A 19,366-nucleotide genomic window follows, 5' to 3' on the forward strand; every position below is an offset into this window, starting at 1 on the left:
AGATATATTATAATATCTATAAATTGGGTTTATAATGTAAAATATTAGAAAAAGAGGAGACATATAAAGTGGATATATATGAATGGCTAAATAAAGGTGTCAATCTAGGAGCATCAGATATACATATAACAGTAGGTACAAATCCTATGGCAAGAGTAAAGGATAGATTTATAAAACTATCAGATACAATCCTAACTAATGAACACACAAAACCAATAGTACTTGAAATAGCAGGAGAGGAAAGATTTAAACTACTAGACCAAATAGGAGAGTTAGACTTCTCTGCATCTTTAGAAGACGGAAATAGATTTAGAGTAAATGCTTACAAGCAAAAAGGAAATTATACCCTAGCAATAAGAACAATAAACGCAGACATACCAAATTTCGAAAATCTAAATTTACCACAAGTATTAACCAGTTTCACAAAAAAACACAAAGGTCTAGTATTAGTAACAGGGCCTACAGGGAGTGGTAAAAGTACTACATTAGCTAGCCTTATAGATATCATAAATACAAACAGACAAGCCCATATAATAACACTAGAAGACCCTATAGAGTACGTACATAAGCACAAAAACAGTATAGTAAATCAAAGAGAGATAGGAACAGACTCAAAGAGCTTTCACTCAGCCTTAAGAGCTATACTTCGTCAAGACCCTGATGTAATACTTATAGGAGAGATGAGAGACACTGAATCTATATCAATAGCTCTTACAGCAGCTGAGACAGGTCATCTAGTATTTTCTACACTACATACAGTAGGAGCGGCAAAAACCATTGATAGGATAGTAGATATGTTTCCATCAGAGCAACAGCAACAAATAAGAATACAGCTATCAACAGTATGTGAAGGTGTAATATCTCAACAGTTAATACCTACAGCAGATGGACAAGGAAGGGTAGCTGCTTTGGAGATAATGATAGCAAATACAGCAATAAGAAACCTGATAAGAGAAAATAAAACATTCCAAATACCAAACATAATACAAACATCATCAAGACAAGGTATGCAGACTATGGATCAAGACTTAATAAACTTATATAGACAAGATAAAATAACTACAGATGCTGTATTAAGTAGATGCACAGATTTTGAAAATACTCAAAAAATGTTAGGTATGAGTAGCTATGGTGCTATGGATATGTACTAATAATAGATGGAGAATATAACAATGGATATATATTTTATAATAGTATCATTTTTAATAGGGATTATATTCGGTAGCTTCTTCAACGTATGCATCTATCGAATACCAGAAAAAATATCAGTAGCAAATCCACCATCGCATTGCTACAACTGCAACACAAGACTAAAACCATTAGACTTAGTACCAATACTAAGCTGGGTATTTCTAAAAGGTAAATGTAGATATTGTGGTAAAAAAATATCACCAAGATACGCACTAGTAGAGATACTAACAGGTATACTTTTTGCCACAATATACATTAGCTTTGGATACAACATAGAAACAATATACTACATGTTTTTAGTATCCCTACTAATAATAATCACCTTTATAGACTTAGATCACTACATAATACCAGATAGTCTAGTAATAATAGGTTCAATCTTTGCAGTTGTATTCAATCTGTTTGTAAAACTAGTAAGCAATAGAAGCATGCTTCTAGGAGCACTAATCTGTGGTGGAGGTATGCTATTACTAATATACCTAATAGAACTAGCTGTAAAAAAAGAAGTAATGGGTGGAGGAGATATCAAACTCTTCGGCATGTTAGGATTATTCCTAGGACTTAAAGGAGGTCTCCTAACAATACTTCTAAGTGTTTACGTAGGTGCAATTTACGGTATAATAACAATAGTATACAGCAAAATAAAAAAACAAGAATATAACTCAATGATACCATATGGCCCTTTCATATCAGTAGGAGCCCTAGTATATGTTCTATATGGAACACAAATGATAAACTGGTATCTAAATCTGTATTAACCAAGAAGCTGTCTCAAAATCTAACTTGTATTTTGAGATAACTTCTTTTTTGCATTGTATTATGTTATACTATTTCAAAATTGAATCAAAAAATTCAATGAACAATATACATAATAATTTGTGTTACAATTAAACTATACATAAAGCAAAAAAAGCTAATAGGCAAAAACCTATTTACATAAAAACTACATTAAAAGGAGATGACAAAATGTACGTAATAGTAGGTCTAGGAAACCCAGGAAAACAATACGATAAGACAAGACATAACGTAGGATTTGAAGTTATAGATATTTTGGCAAAGGAATATAACATATCTGTGACGAAAATAAAACATAAGGCTTTAATAGGAGAAGGAAGAATAGGCTCAGAAAAAGTACTACTAGTTAAGCCTCAAACTTACATGAACCTAAGTGGAGAAACATTAATAGATATCTATAAATACTATAAAGTAGATATGGAAAACATAATAGTAATCTATGATGATATAGATTTAGATGTTGGAAAAATAAGAGTAAGAAAAAAAGGTAGTGGTGGAACTCACAACGGTATGAGATCTATAGTAAAATGCTTAGGATCAACTGACTTCCCAAGAGTTAGAGTAGGTGTATCTAAGCCTAGGCCAGGACAAGACTTAGCAGACTTCGTTTTATCTAGATTTAGAAAAGAAGAAGCTGATAATCTAGCTGATGGATTAGAAAAGTCATATCGTGCCGTAGATGCGATAATAAGAGAAAATATAGACACAGCAATGAACAAATATAACGGATAGTGAGAGGGGATTTATATGAACGATGTTTTTGTATATCCTTTGCAAAATTCCAGTGAATATAACGAAATAATAAATTGCATAGAAAAAGATAAAGGCTCATTATTAATTAATGGCCTTTTACCAGTGCAGAGACCTCATATTACTTATTCTATCTTCAAAGACTTATCTAAACAGATGGTTTTTGTTGCAAGTAGCGATTTAGAAGCTAAGAAGGTATATGAGGATTTAAGTTTTTATATGAAGGATAAGGTAGAGTATTTAGGACACTCTGATATATATTTCTACCATTTAGATGCAAAGGACAGAAAAGAGGAAGCAAAAAAATTAAAGGTATTACTTAGACTAGCTAAAGGTGAAAAATTTGTGCTAGTAACTTCTGTTGAAGCTATTTTGAGAAAGTATGTACCAAAATCAGTTTTAATGGATAATGTTATCAGCTATAAAATAGGAGACACTATAAATTTAGATGCTTTAAGTGAAAAACTAGTATCTTTAGGTTATGAGAGAGTTTCTAAAATTGAGGGATTTGGTCAGTTTAGTATAAGAGGTGGAATAATAGATATTTTCTCTCTAGAATATACAAACCCAATTCGTATGGAATTATTTGATGATGAAATAGATTCTATACGAACTTTTGACGTTTTCTCTCAAAAATCAATTGATAAGATTAAGAAATTTTCAATAACTCCTTCAAGAGAGTTTATATATCCAAATAATACTTCTGAAGCTGTAGAAAGACTTAAAAAAGAAGTTACTAAGCTAAGTGATGAGGATGTATTTAAAAATATAGATAACATAGCGAGTAAGACTTATTTTGAAGGTATAGAAAATTATATTGATTACATTTATACAGAAGAAAATAAAAGTCTTTTCACATATTTAAAAGATGATGCTATTGTTTTTGTAAACGATATATCAAGACTTAATGAGAGATGTGAAAACTATTTAAATGAATTTAAAGAAAACTATAAACTAAACCTTGAGAGGGGATTAGCCCTAAAAAATCAAGGTAAATTGCTATACCAATATTCAGATATAGAATATTTAGTAGATAATAAAAAGTTAATAATAAATAGTTTATTACCAAAGCCTATAAAAGATTTTTCTATAAAATCTATAATCAACTTTGAGTGTAGAGAAGTGCCTACTTTTAATGCCAAGTTAGATGTATTAGTAGAAGAGTTAGAAAGATTAAAATATAATGGCTACAAAATAATATTAGCTACAAATACTTTAGATAGAGCTAAGAAACTTAAGTCAGACTTATTAGATGCAGGAATAGAAGCCGCTGTAAGTAGGACTAGAAACACTGAGATAAAATCTTCTCAAATAATTATTACACCTGGACATATTACTAGCGGATTCCAATATAAGGGTATTAAATTTGCTGTAATAACAGATAATGAGATGATAGGTGTTCATAAGAGAAGTAATACTAATAAAGGTAAGAAGTTTAAGAAAGGTAAAAAGATAGAAACTTTCTTAGATTTAAACGTAGGAGATTATGTAGTACATGAAAATAGTGGGGTTGGTAGATATACAGGTATCGACCAAATTGCTATTAATGGTATTAAAAAAGACTACATGAAGATAGTTTATCAAGGTGGAGACAATCTATATGTACCTATTGACCAAATGGACAAGGTTCAAAAATATATAGGTGCAGATGTAGAAAAAGTAAAATTAAATAAGCTTGGAACAGCTGAGTGGAGCAAGGCTAAAGCTAAGGTTAAAAAAGAAATAGAAGATATGACTAAAGACCTTATAGAGCTTTATGCTAAGCGTGAAAAGATAAAAGGTTATAAATTTTCAAAGGATACTCCATGGCAAGCTGAGTTTGAGTCTGCTTTCCCTCATCAAGAAACAGATGACCAACTAAAAGCTATAGTAGAAACTAAAAAAGATATGGAGTCAGATAAGGTTATGGATAGACTTATCTGTGGAGACGTTGGATATGGTAAGACTGAAGTAGCCATAAGAGCTGTATTTAAGGCTTGTATGGACGAAAAGCAGGTGGCGGTATTAGTTCCTACTACTATACTCGCTCAACAGCATTACAATACCTTTAAAGAAAGATTTGAAAATTATCCAATAAGAGTAGAGGTTCTTAGTCGATTTAAGACTCCTAAGCAACAAAAGCAAATAATAGAAGACGCTAAAAAGGGTCTAGTAGACGTTTTAATAGGTACACATAGAATTGTGTCAAAAGATATAGATTTACCGAAGCTAGGGCTTGTAGTAATAGATGAGGAGCAAAGATTTGGAGTTAAGCATAAAGAGTCTCTTAAGAAGATTAAATCAACTGTAGATGTACTTACGCTATCGGCTACTCCAATACCTAGAACACTTCACATGTCATTAAGTGGTATAAGAGATATGAGTGTTATAGAAGAGCCACCTCAAGAAAGACACCCTGTAATAACTTATGTTACTGAAGGGAAGGAAAGTATAATTCAAGATGAGGTAGAAAGAGAGTTAGCAAGAGGTGGTCAGGTATTCTTCGTATACAATAGAGTAGAACGTATTGAAGAAATGGCTAGTATGATACAAAGACTAGTACCTGATGCAAGAGTTGCTGTAGCTCATGGTAGAATGACTTCTAAAGATCTTGAAAACATAATTTTAGGATTCTTAAATAAAGAATATAACGTACTTGTATGTACTACTATTATAGAAACTGGTATGGATATTTCAAATGCCAACACAATGATAGTATATGATGCAGATAAGATGGGTCTTGCTCAGCTTTATCAGTTAAGAGGTAGGGTTGGAAGAAGTTCAAGACAAGGTTATGCTTATTTAATGTATGAAAAAGACAAAGTTTTAAGTGAAATAGCAGAAAAAAGATTAAAGGCTATAAGAGAATTTACTGAGTTTGGTTCAGGATTTAAGATAGCTATGAGAGACCTTGAAATAAGGGGAGCAGGTAATATCCTAGGCTCTCAACAACACGGTCACATGGCTGTAATAGGATATGATTTATACGTTAAAATGTTAAATGAAGCTATTAAAAAGGTTAAGGGTGAGCCGATAATAGAAGAAGTTGATGTAGAAATAGATTTAACTGTAAATGCCTATATTCCAGATACTTATATAAGCGATGAGTTAACGAAGATTGAAATGTACAAAAAAATTGCTTCTATCCAAAATAAAGATGATATGGACGAGATTACTGAAGAACTTGAAGATAGATTCTCAGATATACCAAAACCAGTTCAAACTTTATTAAAGATTGCATACATTAAATCTTTATGTAAAGAGTTAAAAGTAGAAAAAGTTAGACAGCTTAAGGATGAAATAATCTTAACTCCATTAACAAAGTATAAAACAAAGGAAAAAATAGGTTATAATATAGTAGAAGAATTACAAGATTTACTAGAAAAAATGGTAAGTATAAAATAACATAAGATAAAAGAGAGGGTGTTTTGGATTTGAAGAAAATAATCACATTGATTATGTCAGTGATGTTAGGAATATCACTTATTGGATGTAGTAGCAAAGTAGACCCAAATGAAGTAGTAATGACAGTTAATGGTAGAGAAGTAAATGCAGGATACTATGAAAAGATGCTAGGACTTTATAAGCAATCTATAGAATCTATGTATGGAGCATCTATTTGGGAACAAGAAGTAGAAAAAGGTGTTAAATATAAAGATAAATTTAAAGAAATAATTCTTCAACAAATAATAGATACAGAAGCTGTATATGCAAAAGCAGAAGAATTAAAATTATTACCTAATGATGATGAAATAGAAAAATCATATAAAGAATTGAAAGAAAGCTTAGAAGCTAGTGAAGAAGGAATGAAAAATCTACAATCAATGGGAATAGATGATGCATTCTTAAAGGAACAAACTAAAAAAGATTTAGCTTGGCAAAACTACAAAACTAATTTTGACAAAATAAATACTGTAAGTGATGAAGAAATACAAAAATATTATGACGATAATAAAGAATCTTTCTATAGAGATGAAGCAAAAGCTTCTCACATACTAATCTCAATATTAGATGAAAATGATAAGCCATTATCTGATGAAAAGAAAGCTGAAGCTAAGAAAAAAGCTGAAGATATACTTAAAAGGGCTAAAGCTGGAGAAGAATTTGCAGAGTTAGCTAGTGAATATTCGGAAGATCCAGGTTCTGCTTCAAAAGGTGGAGATTTAGGATATTTTGGAAAAGGAAAGATGGTTAAAGAATTTGAAGATGCAGTGTTTGCTTTAAAGGTGGGAGAGATATCTGATATCGTAGAAAGTGAATTTGGATACCACATAATAAAATTAACTGATAGAGTTGATGAGCAAACAACAGTAGAAGATAATAAAGATTCAATTAAGAAAACTTTATTATATGAAAAGTATACTGAGAATATCAAAAAATTATCAGAAGAAGCTAAAGTAGAAAAGAAACAAGATGTTATAGACTCAATAAAATTCTTATAAAATTACTAAAATGCTAAAATAATGAAGAGGATGTTACAAAATATAGAAATTTTATGTTTTGTATATCCTCTTTTTTGTATAAATTTCTTATCATTGGTAAAAATAAGCTTAAAGTTATTGATGGAGGGATTTAAAAAGATGAGAGCAACAGGAATAGTTAGAAGAATAGATGATCTTGGAAGAGTTGTTATTCCTAAAGAAATAAGAAAAACTTTAAGAATAAGAGAAGGAGATCCCCTAGAGATATTTACAGCTAAAGATGGGGAAGTTATACTTAAAAAATATTCTCCTATAGGAGAATTAAATGAATTTTCTCAAGAATACGCAGAAACATTAGGTGAAACATTAGGTTGTGGAGTAGTAGTTACGGATTTAGATTCAATAATAGCTGTTTCGAAAATATCGAAAAAAGACTATAAAGAAAAAAGCATAAGCAACGAATTAGAGCAATTAATAGAAAATAGAGCAATAAAAAACTTTAAAGACAATAAGATTTTACCTTTACATAAGGATGATCCAATGGACTACACTAATCAAATAATTATGCCGATAGTTAGTACATCTGGAGATTGTATAGGTTCTATTACTTTAGTAGCTAAAGATAGCGAATCTCTTAGTGATGCAGATGAGAAAATTTTAAAAATAGCATCAGCATTTTTAGGAAAACAAGTTCAATAAATATCTCACAGAAAAAGACCCTAAGCTTAGGGTCTTTTGAAGTTTTATTCTAATATATTGAATATATTAATATATATATGTTATATTAAAATTTGTTACATAAATATTATGGAGGTTATGTTATGAATAATAACAGAAACAAAGACTCATTTTTAAAAGGGGCTCTTATACTTGGTATGGCAGGTATAGTAGTCAAAATAATGGGTGCATTTTTTAGGATACCTCTTGGAAACCTTATAGGATCAGAGGGGATGGGATATTACCAAGCAGCATATCCTGTATATACTTTATTCTTAAATTTAGCAATCGCAGGGTTCCCAACTGCACTTGCCAAATTAGTATCAGAAAAGACTGCCATCGGAGATCACCGAGGAGCACATAAAATCTTCAAAGTATCTTATACAGTACTACTTATGACAGGGATTGTGTCATTTAGTATATTTTTCTTTGGAGCTGAATCAATAGTAAAAATGATGGATAATGAAGGGGCTTACTATGCAATGTTAGCAATAGCACCAGCTTTATTATTCGTACCTGTTATGTCTTCATATAGAGGATATTTCCAGGGAAAAAGAGACATGAGCAAAATTGCCATTTCTCAAATTAGTGAACAATTCTTCAGAGTTATTTTAGGTATAGGATTAGCTTATTACCTAATGAACAAATCAGGTCCAGAATTAGGAGCTGCAGGAGCTATAGCAGGAGCTACAATAGGAGCCATAGCATCTATTACATATTTAATAATTGCGTACTTAAGAGAAGGTAGAAGACGTAGAGCGGAAATAAAAGCAAGTAAGAGTTTTAGAGAAGAAAAAACATCAAGAATTCTTAAAAGAATATTAGTTGTAGCTGTACCTATAACTATAGGTGCATCAGTAATGCCACTTATGAACTTAGTCGATAATATGATAGTTATATCAAGACTTACAGAAGGTGGATTTACTCATGATCAAGCTGTATCACTATTCGGTCAGTTAACAGGTATGGCAATGGCAATAATAAACTTACCATCAGTAGTTACTGCTGCAATAGGTATGAGTTTAGTGCCATCGATATCAGAATCATATGCTTTAGGAAACAAGCCAAAAGCTAGAAAAGAAACTAAGAGTGCGATAAAAGTTACTTTATTACTAGTATTACCATGTGCATTTGGTATGGCAGCATTAGCAGACCCTATCATGCAGCTTTTATATCCAAAAGAGACAGGTATAGGCGTTATACTGCTTACACTTACACCGTGTGTAATATTCCTAGGACTAATGCAAACACTTAATGGTATACTACAAGGTATGGGTAAACCAATGGTTCCAGTTACAGCATTAGTTATAGGTATGGTATCTAAAATAGCTATAAGTTATACATTAACAGTAAAACCGGAAATAAATGTACTAGGTTCTGCATTAGGTACAGTAGCAGCTTATCTGATAGCAGCTAGTTATGAAATACATTATGTTAAAAAAGCAATGGGTGTTAAATTCTCAAAGAAAGAATTTGTCATTAAGCCATTAATAACAGTTATAACAATGTTTATAGTAGTTAAACTTGGTTACGGATTAATAGAACCAATGTTAGGAAATACTATAGCAACAATAATATCTATCGCAATAGGTGGATTAACATACGTAGTAGTTTTACTTGGAATTGGAGGTATAAGAAAAGATGAAATGCTTACAATGCCAAAAGGAGCAAAACTATACAACATGCTTAAAAAATTAAAATTAATGAGATAATATAAATATACGTCTAAAAAAATTATTTTTAAGTAAAAATTTAGACGTGACCAACCCTAAAGATACATGTGAAACCAAAAAAATGCGTGAGCAATCTCAGCGAAGGTGTTGGGAAATAAGGTCGTACGACATTTGCAGGCGTGCCAGCATGGAGTAGAAATTATTTTCCTATACCGAGCGCAGATTGTGAACCAATTTTGTGACCACACTATCTTTAAATACAAAGATTGGAGGGGTGTTATGGGTAAGATAAGTATCGTAGGACTTGGCCCAGGAGATTACTCTCTTATTAGTCAAGGAGTTTTAGAAGAACTTCAAAGTGGAAAAAGAATATTTCTAAGAACAGAAAAACATCCAACAGTGGACAAGCTTAAAGAAAGTATAAAATATACTACCCTAGATTATTTCTATGATAGAGAAGAAAACTTTGAAGACGTATACAATAACATTTCAGAGTTTATAATAAAAGAATCTGAACAAGGTGATTTAATATACGCAGTACCGGGTCATCCAAGAGTTGCAGAAAGAACTGTAAGCACTATTGAGGCTATGGCTAAGGATAAAGGTATAGAAGTGGAAACAATCGCTTCTATGAGCTTTGTAGACGCTATGTATAACTACTTAGCTATAGACCCTGCTAATGGATTTAAGTTGGTAGATGCTTTTGAGATAGAAAACTCATACATAGATACTGACACTGCTATGATAATAACTCAAGTATATGACCATTTTATAGCTTCAAATATTAAGCTAAAACTTATGGAATACTACGATTATGACCAAGAAATATGTATAGTAAATGGTGCAGGTGTCAAAAATCTAGAAAGTAAGGTATTCCTACCTCTTCATGAATTAGACAGAAGCGAAAATAAATTTGACTATTTAACAAGTTTATATATACCAAAAGCCGACAAAAAGAGGTATAATACAGTACATGAGCTTGAAGTAATAATGAATACCCTAAGAGGGGAAAATGGATGTGACTGGGATAAAAAACAAACACATCAAAGTCTAAAAAAGTACATCATTGAAGAAGCATATGAACTTTGCCAAGCTATAGACAATGATGACATAGACGAAATAATAGAAGAGTTAGGAGATATTCTTCTGCAAGTTGTATTCCATGCAACCATAGGTAATGAAGAAGGATATTTTGACTTAAAAGAAGTTGTAGATGGAATATGTAATAAACTTATTCACCGTCATCCACATGTATTTAAAAATATTGAGCTAGATATGAATAAATTTGAAAAAACATGGGAAGAGTTGAAGAAGGAAGAAAAAGGTGAAGCAACAGTAACTGAGGGTCTAAAAAGAATACCAGCACATTTACCTGCTTTAACAAAGGCTGAAAAAATTCAGCATAAAGCAGCATTAGTAGGTTTTGATTGGGATGATATTAACCCAGTATTCAAAAAAATTGAAGAAGAATATCAAGAATTACTTGACGAACATAAAGCTGGAAATATAAAATACATAAAGGAAGAACTAGGCGATTTACTGTTTTCTATAGTAAATTTAGCTAGATTCTTATACATAGATCCTGAAGAAGCCTTAAATATTACTAGCAATAAATTTATAAATAGATTTGAATTTATTGAGACAAGTGCAGCTAATCTAAACAAAAAATTAGATGATATGACACTTGAAGAAATGGACGAGCTTTGGAACAAAGCAAAAAAACAGTAATTTTGGCAAAAAATTTAAAGGAAAAACGCTAAAAATCTAGAATTTTAACAAAAGAAAATTCTATATTATAAACATTTTAGGAGGTAAATACCGTGAACAAAGCTGAATTAGTATCAAGAATAGCTGAGAAGAGTGAATTAACTAAGAAAGAAGCAGAAGCAGCATTAAATGCATTTATGGAATCTGTTCAAGAAGCATTAGTTGCAGGAGATAAAGTTCAATTAGTTGGATTTGGGACTTTCGAAACAAGAGAAAGAGCTGCTAGACAAGGTAGAAACCCAAGAAACCCAGAAGAGGTTATAAACATACCAGCTTCTAAAGCGCCAGTATTCAAAGCTGGAAAAGGTCTTAAAGATATAATAAATGGATAATTTAAGGATAAAGTGTGGGAATTTATTGCCACACTTTTTCTATATCTGTTTGAAGTTAAAAGTAGGAGGCATTATATGAGATTAGATAAATTTTTAAAAGTATCAAGAATAATAAAGAGAAGAACTGTAGCTAAAGAAGCGTGTGATAAAGGCATAGTTACTATAAATGGAAAAGTAGCTAAGTCTTCTTCTGAAGTTATGGCAGGAGATTTATTAGAAATTCAATTCGGGGAAAAGAGAATGAAATTTAAAATAAATGAAATAAGAGAGCACGTGTTAAAAAATGATGCGAAAGAAATGTACGATATAGTAGAATAAATTTCACCTTACCTTAGTATATTTATATTAGTATGAAAAGATATAAATTACTGGGGGGATAGTATGGAACATAATATTACACTAAAAGATAGGTCAAGTTTGGTTATTTCTGGGGTAGAACATATATATTCTTTTAATGATAATAAAGTGGAAGTAAGAACGTCTGCTGGAGAAATGGTGATAGAAGGGGAAAACCTAGATATGAGTAAACTAAGCATAGATGACAAGATAATAAACATCACAGGGACTATTAACTCTATGGTATATGCTAAAGCTAAAAAGCCACAAGAAAGTTTTATAAAGAGGTTGTTTAAATAAGATGATGCCATTTACTCAGGATATGGGAAGCTTTTATGTAACAATCTATGGTGGTATAGTCATAGGTTTATTGTTTGATATTTATAGAGGATTTAGGCATAACTTTAAAATCGTTAAGCATCTTTCATTAATCTTTGATGTTATGTTTTGGATATTGGTTACAGCCGTATCCTTTATCACAATAAACGCTATAGAAAATTTTGATTTAAGATATTATCACTTTGTGGCTTTATTTTGTGGATTTATCTTATATTACAACACCATAAGTAGGTTTATTCTATCAGCAATAAATAAAATCATTTCTTTCATTACAAATTTAATCAAAAAAACAGTACTTTACATAGTCAATATTTTGAACAATTTGTATTACGTTATAATATACTCACTGCACCTAATATTTGATATCATATTCTATATACCAAACATTTTACTAGCAGGAAAAAATGGTATTAGGAAAAAGAGATTAAAAATTAAAAAAAGGGTGTAGATAAAAATGAACTTAAGAAAAAAATTCGCAGGTCAAATAATGGTATTAAAAATGTTCTTTATAGTGCTAGGATTTGGAATGATAAGCGGAACAGTTTTTCAATTTACAAAAATAAAAGAATATAAAAATGAAATAGCAACCTTAAACAATCAATTAGAGACTACACAACAAAAAATAGACACACTACAAAACGTAGAAGACAACACAAACCTAGAAAGCCTAGAAGAGACAGCAAGAACAAAGCTAAACATGGTAAAACCAAATGAGATAGTGTATATTGTCACAGAATAAAATTAATGTTTTATATATTACAACCACGGGGCTCTTTCACAACGAAGTTTTAAGCAACTAAACCAGCGAAAGGGGAGAGTTAATAGTTTCACTGACATTTGCAGACACGTTCTTTGTCTGCATGGAAGTAAACTATTAACTCTCCCCTGAAGCGGTAGTTAGCGACAAAGCTTCGTGTGAAAGGCCCCTTACTACTTTTGGAGGTTATTATGAAGATAGGAACTATAGATATAGGTACCAACTCTATGAGGCTTCTTATAGCAGACTACATAGATGGTAAAATACAAAACAGAAGAAAATGGGTAAATACAACAAGAATAGGGCAAGGTGTAGACAAAGAAGGCTACATATGTGAAGAAGCAATCCAAAGGAACATAGATGGACTAAAAGAATTTGCACAAATCTGCAAAGAAAATAATTGCCAACAAATATACTGTATGGGTACTTCAGCGCTTAGAGATAGTAAAAATGGAGCTTACTTTGTAGAGCTAGCTAAAAAAGAAGCAAATATAGATGTTGAGATAATAAGCGGAGAAGAAGAGTCGAATCTAGGATTCTCAGGAGTGTCAGAAGTATTAGAAAATAACGAAGACATTTTAGTATTAGATATAGGTGGAGGATCTACAGAATTCATCTTAGGGGATAAGAGTGGAATAACTTTTGCTAAAAGTGAAAATGTAGGTGCTGTTAGAATGACCGAAAAGTTTTTAGATAAAGATCCTATAGATAATGATGAGTTTGAAGCCATGAGTAAGTTTATAGAAAATGAAATAGAAGAAACTATAAATTATATAAAAAACAAGAAAATAGATAAGTTAGTAGGTATAGGTGGTACAATAACATCTTTATCTGCTATGAACCAAGAACTAGAAGTATATTCTATGGAGAAAATCCATAACAGCGAAATTTCTTTAGAAGAAGTAAAAATCGTTCTACAAAATTTAACGAAATTGACACTAAGTGATAAAAAATCTTTAAAAGGGCTACAGCCAAAACGAGCGGATATTATAACGGCTGGTGTAAAAATATTAGAGATAATTATGGAAAAACTAGAATTGGAAACAATAATTGTAAGTGAATACGATAATTTGGAAGGCTTAATGTGTCAGAAATCAAAAAAAATGTCTTAATTTTTTTGGAATACTCAAACTTAATATGACAAAAAAGAATTCTCCCCTTTGTTACAATCACCTTATAAAACACAAAGAGGGGGATTTTTTTATGCAGAGAAGTGAAGCGATTTTAAAAAGTAAACCAATAGGATTAAAAATTGAATTAACTACTATCATATTCATGGTAATGGGATTTTTACTAAGTAGATCTATATTAATAGATTCTATGGCACCATTAGGGGTAGCCTTTTTCGTATATTTATCGCGATTAGATAGATATAAAATACCAGTATTTATAGGTACTTTAGCGGGAATACTTTTATCATTAAATGATGTTACATATATAGCAAAATATAGTGTGTGTCTAATAATTTTAATGCTAATCAGCAAAAAGATAAAAGAAGTAAACTCTATACCAAAGTTAGCTCTAATAGGAACCGCCATACTGTTACCTATATCTATTGGACAAGCTTTATTGTCTAGTAGCTATATGTATGATTTATTCATAGCAGGTATGGAAGGTGTAATCACATTTATAGCAATATACATATTTTCTTTTGGAACATCTTTTCTTACGGATATAAAGAGTAGAATATCTGTAAGAGCTGAAGAAGCAATATCAATAAGTTTATTAGTAACTTTTAGTATTATGGGAATAGGAAGCTTGTCCCTATTCGGAGTATCTATAAGAAGTGTATTAGCTACTGTAGTAATTTTAATTGCATCTATAGTTGGTGGAGGAACTATGGGAGCAACTAGTGGTGTTATAGTAGGTATTGCGTTTATGGTAAATAATATTACATCAGCAATTTATATGGGCATATATTCTTTTGCTGGATTAATAAGTGGAGCTTTTAATAAATTAAATAGATATTTTTGTATATTAGGATATATATTAAGCTGGGTAATAATGTATTCCTATACTTCTGGAATAGGTTCAAATATGATGGAAATAAGAAACTTGCTATTAGCTTGCTTGATAGTAGTTTTATTACCTGATAAATTCTTTGAAAAAATCGAAAAGATAATAAAAAGTAATGTGGCTTCAAACGATGTAGTATACGACTATATTATGAGAAGTAAGAACTTAACAAATAATAGGTTAATGAACATGCACAAGGCTTATGATGAATTAGCTGATACTTTTGATAGAATAAGAGAAAAAGACAAAGTATTAGATCAAAGAGACATAGCTAGTGTAATAGATATGATACACAATGATGAGTGTAAAGGTTGTGGAATGAAGAGAGCATGTTGGGAAAATAAGTTTAACCATACATATACTATGATGTACAACATACTAGAAAATCTAGAAGAGCATGGTCAAATAACAATAAACAATGTACCTGAAAAATTTAGAAAGGAATGTTTAAAGCCAGAATCTATAGTTAGGGTATCTAACTATTATTATAAGATGTTTGTATTAGATTATAATTGGAACGCTAAGCTTTCAGAAAACAGAAAACTAATAGCTAACCAAATAAGAACAATATCCAAATCTATAGAAAATTTATCTAAGGATTTAGAAACAAATGTAATTTTAGATTTAGAAAAAGAAAAAAGTATTTTTGATGAGTTACAAAGATATAACATACCTGTTGATAGGGTTCACTACTTAACTAAGGGTAGCGATGAATGTGAAATAACTATAGAAAAGAAAACATGTAAAGACTGTAATTTATGTGAAAATAAATTGATAGATGTAGTTTCTGATTTTGTTGGAGATACATTATCAGCTCAAAAAATAGGATGTCATGTACTAGGCGAAAAATGTAAGATAACACTTACAAAAGCACAAAAATATACTGCGACAACAGAAGTATCTGCTATGTCTAGAGATGGACATATATTATGTGGAGACAACTATACACATATGGAAATTAATGATGGAAAATATATGATGGCAATAAGCGATGGTATGGGTAAAGGGAAAAAGGCCTATGAAGAGTCTTCTATAACTATTGATATACTAGAAAAAATGGTGGATGCAAAAATAGAAGATGAAATAGTAATAAACACTATAAATAACATGTTACTTCTTAAGTCTACTGATGAAATGTTTTCAACTATAGATTTAGGGATTATAGACATGAAAAAAGGGTATCTAGAAACTATAAAGATGGGAGCGTGTTCAACGTATATTAAAAGACAGAATGGAGAAGTTGATTTAATATCATCATCATCTCTTCCAGTAGGAATACTGAGTGAGATAAACCTAGATAGACAAAAAGTTAAAGTAAAAGATGGAGATTACGTGGTAATGGTATCGGATGGAATAGTAGATGCAGGTAAGAATAATAACTTAGGAGATAATTGGTTGATTTATTTCTTACAAAATATAAACACTACTAATCCAAAAGAAATATCTAACCTAATATTAGATAGAGCCTTGGAAATACAGGGTGGAGAAGTGGAAGATGATATGACTGCATTAGTAACAAAAATATATGCAAGTTAATAAATAACAAATTATCAACAATATGTGTATAACTTGTGTATTAATTGTGGATAAAAATAACAGGTCTAGAAAATGTTGAAATTGCAATATTCGACAAAATAAAACAAATATTTGTTCGAATGAGTATTTTTTTAGTATTTTACATTTTAAATAATTATCAACAAAAACCATTAAAAAATGCATGTTTTTTGTTGATAACATGTTAATTACTGTGAATAAAATGTGAAAAAAGGGAAAATACCATAAAAAGTAAAATATATAAATGTATTGAAATAACTAAATTTGTCAAATATCACAAGCTGTGAATATGTGGATTATTATGTGGATAACTTAAATGTAATATAATAGAAATATAGAATAAAAATTGAATAATATGACTTCAAAAAGCCATCCTAATATTAAGTAAAAATATCGAAAGGATGGCTTTTTATGGGTAAAAAATTATGCAAAGTAATTATACCTTTATTCATTATACTTAGTATTGTAGTTATTAGTTATAAAGAGCAAGATAACATTGCTCCAGGTGGTAAGACTAAGGTTTTTGCTATGACCAATGATGATAAAAAAGATGATAATAAGGACGTAGAAAAAACAAAAATAGATTATAAGAATCTATGTTGGAATGTTAATTCACTTTATAAGTCAGATGATCATTGGAAAAAAGAATTGAAGGATTTTGAAAATGACACCAAGGAACTAAAGAACTATATGGGGAAAGTTACAAAATCTCAAACTCATTTAGGTTTTGCTTTAGAAATAAGAGAAAAGCTAGATATTAGGATGAATAAGCTATCTGCTTATGCAAAGCTTAAAAAAGATATAAACAAAAACTCATATAAATATTTAGATATGAATGAAGATGTTGAAAAAGTATATAAAAAGTATGCTGATATATGCTCAGATTTAGAGTTAGAGATACTTAAGCTATCAGATAAAGAGTATGAAAAGCTAGTATCAAGTGATAAAATATCAAAAAAATATGGTATGTATTTAAATGAGATTAGACGATGTAAAAAATATTACCTAGATGAGAAAAGTGAAAATATACTTAATGGAGCTTCGACTATAACAGGTCTTCCAGGTCAAGTGTATGAGTTATTTAGGAATATGGATAAAGACTCTAATATGACACCGGCAGAATATGCAAATGCAATAGAGTCTTCAAATAGACAAGCAAGAAAAGAAGCTTATACTAATGAGCTTATGTCTTACAATGAAAATATAAATACGTTATCGGGATTACTAGCAGGTCAAGTTAAGAAAAATGTATTTTACTCTACAGAGAGAGGATACGACTCGTCTTTAGGCATGTATCTTATAAATGATAATATAGAGCCTAAAATATATGATAAATTAATTGAAACTGTAAGTAATAACACTGATAGTTTACACAAGTATATAAGTTTAAGAAAGAAAATATTAAAATTAGATAAAGTTTATAGTTATGATATGTATGTACCTATAATTGAACCTGTAGATGATAATATTACCTATGATAAGGGTCAGCATATAATATATTCTGCACTTTCACCACTAGGAAAAGAATATGGCGATATAATTTATAAGGCTTTTAATGAGTGCTGGATAGATGTTTTTTCAGGAGAAAACAAAGTGAGTGGTGGCTACTGTTTGTCAGTATATGACGGACATCCATATATTTTATTAAATTATAATAATACTATAAGCTCAGTTTCTACTTTAGCTCACGAGTTAGGTCATGCAGCTTATGAATATTTAAGTGCTAAAAATCAAAACTACTTTAACTCAAATCCAACAATATTTACTCATGAAGTGGCTTCAACAACTAATGAGGCATTATTGTACGAAGTTCTTATTAAGTACTCAACGAGTAAAGATGAGAAAGCTTATTATATCACTAAATATTTAGATTTAATAAAAGACACTTTATATGTTCAGACAATGTATGCTGAATTTGAAAAGATAATACATGAAACAGTAGAAGAAGATAAAAATCTAAATGCACTAGTATTAAATGATATTTGGTCACAATTATTAAAGAAATACTATGGAAATGATTACGCTGTAGATAATATGTCTATGTTGGGATGGTCTAGAATACCTCATTTCTATAACAGTTTCTATGTATATAAATATGCAACCGGATGTAGTGCAGGAGTCAGCTTTGCACAAGATATATTGTCTAATGGACCAGAAAATTATTTGAGTTTCCTTAAAAAAGGTAGCTCAGACTATCCATTAAAAGTATTAAAAGAAAGCGGAGTAAATTTAGCTTCGACACAACCAATAGAAAATACTATTAAAAAATTTGATTCTTTATTAAAAGAACTAGAGGAAATAATAGAAAAATAATATACATGACAAACATAGTTGATTAGTGTTAAAATATATATCAAAAGTCCTATTATTTATAGGACTTTTTGTTTATGAATATACCTAGTGGAGGCAAGAGTAATTATGCAAAGAAAAGTAAGAAAGGCTGTAATACCAGCGGCAGGTTTAGGAACAAGGTTTTTACCAGCAACTAAAGCACAACCAAAGGAAATGCTGCCTATAGTTGATAAGCCTACCCTTCAATACATAATAGAAGAGGCAGTGGCTTCAGGAATAGAAGAAATTCTTATAATTACTGGAAGAAACAAAAAATCTATAGAAGACCACTTTGGTGTGACTTGTTGGTAGACAAAAGTAAGCGTGGGTTTACTACAAAACTACCCTAGTAATTAATTTTAATTACTAGAACTGATATTACGAAAGGTAGAATGATAGGGTAACGCC

The 19,366-nt window shown here is 30.5% G+C and carries 16 protein-coding genes and 1 pseudogene; all 17 read left to right on the forward strand.

Features of this window, described 5'->3' with window-relative positions; translation table 11 throughout:
- The first annotated feature begins 68 nt into the window (after nucleotides 1-68).
- Nucleotides 69-1,151, forward strand: coding sequence for a type IV pilus twitching motility protein PilT (locus ACI48P_RS20755; protein ID WP_475219212.1), 1,083 nt, complete (start codon nucleotides 69-71; stop codon nucleotides 1,149-1,151).
- A 21-nt stretch (nucleotides 1,152-1,172) separates the two neighbouring features.
- Nucleotides 1,173-1,949: a prepilin peptidase gene (locus ACI48P_RS20760; protein WP_475219213.1), complete on the forward strand. Its 777-nt coding sequence runs from the start codon at nucleotides 1,173-1,175 to the stop codon at nucleotides 1,947-1,949.
- 208 nt (nucleotides 1,950-2,157) lie between these two features.
- A complete protein-coding gene (pth, locus tag ACI48P_RS20765) occupies nucleotides 2,158-2,718 on the forward strand; it encodes an aminoacyl-tRNA hydrolase (protein ID WP_475219215.1) in 561 nt (186 codons plus the stop codon).
- 15 nt (nucleotides 2,719-2,733) lie between these two features.
- Entirely contained in the window at nucleotides 2,734-6,120 is a 3,387-nt protein-coding gene (mfd, locus tag ACI48P_RS20770; RefSeq protein ID WP_475219216.1) for a transcription-repair coupling factor, read from the forward strand.
- A 29-nt stretch (nucleotides 6,121-6,149) separates the two neighbouring features.
- Nucleotides 6,150-7,157 (forward strand): peptidylprolyl isomerase, encoded by a 1,008-nt coding sequence (locus tag ACI48P_RS20775; RefSeq protein ID WP_475219218.1) that lies wholly within the window; start codon nucleotides 6,150-6,152, stop codon nucleotides 7,155-7,157.
- Between the two features lie 138 nt (nucleotides 7,158-7,295).
- Complete coding sequence (locus ACI48P_RS20780) at nucleotides 7,296-7,835, forward strand: stage V sporulation T C-terminal domain-containing protein (RefSeq protein ID WP_475219219.1); 540 nt, start codon at nucleotides 7,296-7,298, stop codon at nucleotides 7,833-7,835.
- A gap of 122 nt (nucleotides 7,836-7,957) precedes the next feature.
- Nucleotides 7,958-9,565, forward strand: coding sequence for a putative polysaccharide biosynthesis protein (locus tag ACI48P_RS20785; RefSeq protein WP_475219221.1), 1,608 nt, complete (start codon nucleotides 7,958-7,960; stop codon nucleotides 9,563-9,565).
- A 240-nt stretch (nucleotides 9,566-9,805) separates the two neighbouring features.
- Nucleotides 9,806-11,254, forward strand: coding sequence for a bifunctional methyltransferase/pyrophosphohydrolase YabN (yabN, locus tag ACI48P_RS20790; protein ID WP_475219223.1), 1,449 nt, complete (start codon nucleotides 9,806-9,808; stop codon nucleotides 11,252-11,254).
- Between the two features lie 92 nt (nucleotides 11,255-11,346).
- Complete coding sequence (locus ACI48P_RS20795) at nucleotides 11,347-11,625, forward strand: HU family DNA-binding protein (RefSeq protein ID WP_475219224.1); 279 nt, start codon at nucleotides 11,347-11,349, stop codon at nucleotides 11,623-11,625.
- A 75-nt stretch (nucleotides 11,626-11,700) separates the two neighbouring features.
- On the forward strand, nucleotides 11,701-11,943 hold the full coding sequence (locus tag ACI48P_RS20800; protein WP_475219226.1) for an RNA-binding S4 domain-containing protein: 243 nt from the start codon (nucleotides 11,701-11,703) through the stop codon (nucleotides 11,941-11,943).
- Nucleotides 11,944-12,006: 63 nt separating this feature from the next.
- Complete coding sequence (locus tag ACI48P_RS20805) at nucleotides 12,007-12,261, forward strand: YabP/YqfC family sporulation protein (protein WP_475219227.1); 255 nt, start codon at nucleotides 12,007-12,009, stop codon at nucleotides 12,259-12,261.
- A 1-nt stretch (nucleotide 12,262) separates the two neighbouring features.
- Nucleotides 12,263-12,748 carry a spore cortex biosynthesis protein YabQ gene (yabQ, locus tag ACI48P_RS20810; protein ID WP_475219229.1) on the forward strand — a complete coding sequence of 162 codons (486 nt, stop codon included), beginning with the start codon at nucleotides 12,263-12,265 and terminating at the stop codon, nucleotides 12,746-12,748.
- Between the two features lie 6 nt (nucleotides 12,749-12,754).
- On the forward strand, nucleotides 12,755-13,039 hold the full coding sequence (locus ACI48P_RS20815; RefSeq protein WP_475219231.1) for an FtsB family cell division protein: 285 nt from the start codon (nucleotides 12,755-12,757) through the stop codon (nucleotides 13,037-13,039).
- A 209-nt stretch (nucleotides 13,040-13,248) separates the two neighbouring features.
- Nucleotides 13,249-14,169, forward strand: coding sequence for a Ppx/GppA phosphatase family protein (locus ACI48P_RS20820; RefSeq protein ID WP_475219233.1), 921 nt, complete (start codon nucleotides 13,249-13,251; stop codon nucleotides 14,167-14,169).
- 91 nt (nucleotides 14,170-14,260) lie between these two features.
- Nucleotides 14,261-16,609, forward strand: coding sequence for a stage II sporulation protein E (spoIIE, locus tag ACI48P_RS20825; RefSeq protein WP_475219235.1), 2,349 nt, complete (start codon nucleotides 14,261-14,263; stop codon nucleotides 16,607-16,609).
- Between the two features lie 429 nt (nucleotides 16,610-17,038).
- Nucleotides 17,039-18,940 carry an oligoendopeptidase F gene (gene pepF, locus ACI48P_RS20830; protein ID WP_475219237.1) on the forward strand — a complete coding sequence of 634 codons (1,902 nt, stop codon included), beginning with the start codon at nucleotides 17,039-17,041 and terminating at the stop codon, nucleotides 18,938-18,940.
- Nucleotides 18,941-19,045: 105 nt separating this feature from the next.
- A pseudogene (locus ACI48P_RS20835) lies at nucleotides 19,046-19,252 on the forward strand (sugar phosphate nucleotidyltransferase); the annotation flags it as partial.
- Nucleotides 19,253-19,366 lie beyond the last annotated feature (114 nt).

This window comes from Romboutsia sp. LXY-2 (genome assembly GCF_056171995.1).

Coding starts and splice junctions, on each gene's coding strand:
- ACI48P_RS20760 (WP_475219213.1), top strand. CDS start 1,173: ATGGATATATATTTTATAATAGTATCATTTTTAATAGGGATTATATTC.
- pth (WP_475219215.1), top strand. CDS start 2,158: ATGTACGTAATAGTAGGTCTAGGAAACCCAGGAAAACAATACGATAAG.
- mfd (WP_475219216.1), top strand. CDS start 2,734: ATGAACGATGTTTTTGTATATCCTTTGCAAAATTCCAGTGAATATAAC.
- ACI48P_RS20780 (WP_475219219.1), top strand. CDS start 7,296: ATGAGAGCAACAGGAATAGTTAGAAGAATAGATGATCTTGGAAGAGTT.
- ACI48P_RS20785 (WP_475219221.1), top strand. CDS start 7,958: ATGAATAATAACAGAAACAAAGACTCATTTTTAAAAGGGGCTCTTATA.
- yabN (WP_475219223.1), top strand. CDS start 9,806: ATGGGTAAGATAAGTATCGTAGGACTTGGCCCAGGAGATTACTCTCTT.
- ACI48P_RS20800 (WP_475219226.1), top strand. CDS start 11,701: ATGAGATTAGATAAATTTTTAAAAGTATCAAGAATAATAAAGAGAAGA.
- ACI48P_RS20805 (WP_475219227.1), top strand. CDS start 12,007: ATGGAACATAATATTACACTAAAAGATAGGTCAAGTTTGGTTATTTCT.
- yabQ (WP_475219229.1), top strand. CDS start 12,263: ATGATGCCATTTACTCAGGATATGGGAAGCTTTTATGTAACAATCTAT.
- ACI48P_RS20815 (WP_475219231.1), top strand. CDS start 12,755: ATGAACTTAAGAAAAAAATTCGCAGGTCAAATAATGGTATTAAAAATG.
- ACI48P_RS20820 (WP_475219233.1), top strand. CDS start 13,249: ATGAAGATAGGAACTATAGATATAGGTACCAACTCTATGAGGCTTCTT.
- spoIIE (WP_475219235.1), top strand. CDS start 14,261: ATGCAGAGAAGTGAAGCGATTTTAAAAAGTAAACCAATAGGATTAAAA.
- pepF (WP_475219237.1), top strand. CDS start 17,039: ATGGGTAAAAAATTATGCAAAGTAATTATACCTTTATTCATTATACTT.